This window comes from Xenorhabdus szentirmaii DSM 16338 (assembly GCF_002632585.1).
GTDB lineage: Bacteria > Pseudomonadota > Gammaproteobacteria > Enterobacterales > Enterobacteriaceae > Xenorhabdus > Xenorhabdus szentirmaii.
In genome coordinates, this window is sequence record NZ_NIBV01000002.1 from 2,142,318 (window position 1) to 2,145,942 (window position 3,625).

Below are 3,625 nucleotides of genomic sequence, written 5' to 3' on the forward strand. Positions count from 1 at the left end.
TGGTGGGCGATACCAGATTCGAACTGATGACCCCCTCCTTGTAAGGGAGATGCTCTACCAACTGAGCTAATCGCCCCGTTGTGATGGAGACGCATTATAGGGATAGTTCGAGGTGAGTCAACGGTTTTTATGATTAAAATTACCGTTCGCCGCAAAATTAAACAGAATGAAACAATTATAGTCACTGTTAGTTATAATTTAGTCGATATATTGTACCTTTATCAATAAGCTACTGATAACAGCATTGAGGAATTGAAGTGCAGTGATAAAATACCCCCCACAATTGTTACATCAATCATCCAAAACGTTCTCTAAAAAGAGCCACGTAATTAAGGCAATTCCTGATGAGTAAAATTAAAACCCGTTTTGCACCAAGTCCAACTGGCTATCTTCATGTTGGTGGTGCACGTACTGCTCTTTATTCTTGGTTATACAGCCGCCACAATAAAGGTGAATTTGTTCTTCGCATTGAAGACACAGATCTGGAACGTTCAACCCAAGACGCCATTGATGCAATTATGGACGGTATGAACTGGTTAAATCTGAATTGGGATGAAGGCCCTTATTATCAGACCAAACGATTCGATCGTTATAATCAAGTTATTGATGAAATGTTGGAACAAGGAACAGCTTACCGCTGCTACTGCTCCAAAGAGTATTTGGAACAACTGCGTGAAACTCAGATGGCGAATGGTGAGAAGCCGCGTTACAACGGCCAATGCCGTGATAGCGATTGCCAACACAGCCATGATGAACCACATGTTGTACGCTTCCGCAATCCACAGGAAGGCTCTGTTATTTTTAATGACAGCATTCGTGGCCCAATTGAATTCAGTAACCAAGAACTGGATGATTTAATTATTCGTCGCACCGACGGTTCGCCGACTTATAACTTCTGTGTGGTCATTGATGACTGGGACATGGAAATTACCCACGTTATTCGTGGTGAAGACCATATCAACAATACACCACGCCAGATCAATATCCTGAAAGCCCTTGGTGCTCCGGTACCAGAGTATGCTCACGTTTCTATGATCCTCGGTGATGACGGCAAAAAACTGTCCAAGCGCCACGGGGCTGTCAGCGTGATGCAGTATCGCGACGATGGTTATTTGCCAGAAGCACTGCTGAACTATTTAGTACGCCTGGGCTGGTCACACGGCGATCAGGAAATCTTCACTGTTGAAGAAATGACTGAATTGTTCAGCCTTGATGCCATCAGCAAATCTGCCAGTGCATTCAATACTGAAAAATTGCAATGGCTGAACCATCATTACATTAATACACTGCCGGCAGAAAAAGTTGCCGTACATTTAGCATGGCATATTGAACAACAAGGTATTGATACACGTACCGGCCCTGAATTGGTTGACTTGATCAAACTGCTGGGTGAACGCTGCAAGACTTTAAAAGAAATGGCAAACTCCTGCCGTTATTTCTATGAAGAGTTTGCGGAGTTTGATACAGATGCAGCGAAAAAACACCTGCGCCCTGTTGCCCGCCAACCGCTGGAAGTTGCGCGTGCGAAACTGGCAGCCATCACAGAGTGGACACCAGAAAATATTCATCATGCCATTCAGGCAACAGCCGATGAACTGGAAGTGGGTATGGGTAAAGTGGGCATGCCATTACGCGTTGCAGTAACCGGTGCAGGCCAGTCGCCAAGTGTTGATGTGACAATTCATGCCATCAATCAGGCACGTTCTGTGGCTCGTATTGATAAGGCCCTGGCTTATATTGCTCAGCGTGAAGCACAATAAATCGCCATTGCATTATCTGACATAATATATAAAGGCACTCAATTCATTGCAGTGCCTTATTTTTTGTCATTTAAATGAGCTATTGATGGCTTTTTCAGCACTTACACCGCAAATGCTAATGAATCGATTGACAGAATTCTCCGGGTCCCATATGATTCGCCCCGTTCGAAAGGATTTTGATTTGGGGCTATAGCTCAGCTGGGAGAGCGCTTGCATGGCATGCAAGAGGTCAGCGGTTCGATCCCGCTTAGCTCCACCAAGGGGCTATAGCTCAGCTGGGAGAGCGCTTGCATGGCATGCAAGAGGTCAGCGGTTCGATCCCGCTTAGCTCCACCAAAATTCTGAATCCCTGAAGACGCAAGTTTTCAGGGATTTTTCTTATGGATAGCCTAGCGATAACGACATCTATCGGTTCTTAAAACATCAATTTATTGTGATACTTTTTTATTTTCAAACTACAAGTGCCCTCTGAATAGTTTGAATCTACATCTACTTTGTTATAGAAACCGTTAGCACAGTTATTTTTCTGCTGCTATTATCTCCCATCCCCAGTATCATCAACGAAAATAACACTCAATTTCTTAGAAAATGAATAATTTCCAGAGAAATTTATCACTATATAATAAAATGACATTCTTTTATTAAATGGCACATTTTCATATGATAATTGATAATTATAACCACCAACATTTGGAACACCGTCAACATAATCTACGGAATATGCCGGCTTAAATTGGATTACTTTATTATCTTCATCTTCAATCAAAAATATAATGTTATCGCCAATGTGAGGAGAATTATATTTTCGAATATCTACTCTAAATCCTTTATCGCCAACCTCTTTCCTAATTACTCCACCTGGTAATATATTAAGTATGAATGGATAATCGAGGTATGAAAGGGAAGAATCATAACTTCCAGCAAGATATACAGATTCAGCATATGTTGGGTACAGCACGCCAAACATTTCAGTCGTTAATCTAACACTTCCAGTGTAGAAATTAGAATAAATACGAAATTTCACATTGCCATTTTCATCGCTATTAATAGCAATAAACTTAGGAAGAGATTTTCGCTCTTGAGGTTCAATAAGTTATGGAACATGACCGCTCATTGGATCTGTCGTTATATTAACAGAATCTAATGATGTATATAATGACATAGATGATATTATCACCTGCGTATTTTTTAATGGTTTGCTATTTTCATCCTTTATCACCCCTGAATAAACATTATATTTGCTCTTCGGATCATTAATAGGGCTAGGTATCAATGCCGTATCAAGAAATTCCATCTCTGTTTCTAATAAAATAACGTCATTCTTTTTCATTTTTTTTGTCGTATAACTGACTGTCAAAGGTACGATCCCCTGTACATCTTCGTTTGTATCCGAATACGCATGAACAGTATAATTAATCGACATATTTGATGATAATTTATCATCAACCTCCAGCATAAATATCGCTTTACCTGATACATCATCAATAAGTTTCCAGTCCTTTTCTACCTTCACTACTATATTTTCACTGGGAAATTTTATTGAAATAGTCTTAATAGACTTAATAGACTTAATAGACTTAATAGACTTAACTTGTGGCGATTTAACTGTCACTACCAGATAACAATGCTGCCCAACAATAACATCAGCACCATCTGGTACAGAAACAGAAATAGAAGCGTCTTTCACTTCTCTATTAGAAATAGTGGTATTTCTATCAATATTCATCTTATCACCTCAGAATAAAATAAAAATGTATAATTATTAAATTTCATATAATAACAAACATACTTGCATTCACATAATAAGTGCAACACCGTTATGAACGAAGTAAACGAGTCGGTATTCCTTTAAATAACTCATTCGG

At 39.6% G+C, this 3,625-nt stretch carries 3 protein-coding genes and 3 tRNA genes; 3 read left to right on the forward strand and 3 right to left on the reverse strand.

The window, feature by feature from the left end; genetic code table 11:
- Positions 1-76: transfer RNA gene (locus tag Xsze_RS18655), tRNA-Val, on the reverse strand.
- A 268-nt stretch (positions 77-344) separates the two neighbouring features.
- On the opposite strand from Xsze_RS18655, the gene gltX reads away from it, so the two are divergent.
- From gltX to Xsze_RS18670, 3 genes are all read left to right on the forward strand, one after another.
- Positions 345-1,760, forward strand: a complete 1,416-nt coding sequence (gene gltX, locus Xsze_RS18660) for a glutamate--tRNA ligase (RefSeq protein WP_038242465.1) — start codon at positions 345-347, stop codon at positions 1,758-1,760.
- 183 nt (positions 1,761-1,943) lie between these two features.
- Positions 1,944-2,019 (forward strand) — tRNA-Ala (locus Xsze_RS18665).
- Between the two features lies 1 nt (position 2,020).
- A tRNA-Ala gene (locus tag Xsze_RS18670) sits at positions 2,021-2,096 on the forward strand.
- Positions 2,097-2,295: 199 nt separating this feature from the next.
- Here Xsze_RS18670 and Xsze_RS18675 read toward each other — a convergent pair.
- Together Xsze_RS18675 and Xsze_RS18680 are read right to left on the reverse strand one after the other, a co-directional pair.
- On the reverse strand, positions 2,296-2,784 hold the full coding sequence (locus Xsze_RS18675) for a hypothetical protein (RefSeq protein WP_141557186.1): 489 nt from the start codon (positions 2,782-2,784) through the stop codon (positions 2,296-2,298).
- A gap of 69 nt (positions 2,785-2,853) precedes the next feature.
- Positions 2,854-3,486 (reverse strand): hypothetical protein, encoded by a 633-nt coding sequence (locus tag Xsze_RS18680; RefSeq protein ID WP_038242468.1) that lies wholly within the window; start codon positions 3,484-3,486, stop codon positions 2,854-2,856.
- Between the last annotated feature and the right edge of the window lie 139 nt (positions 3,487-3,625).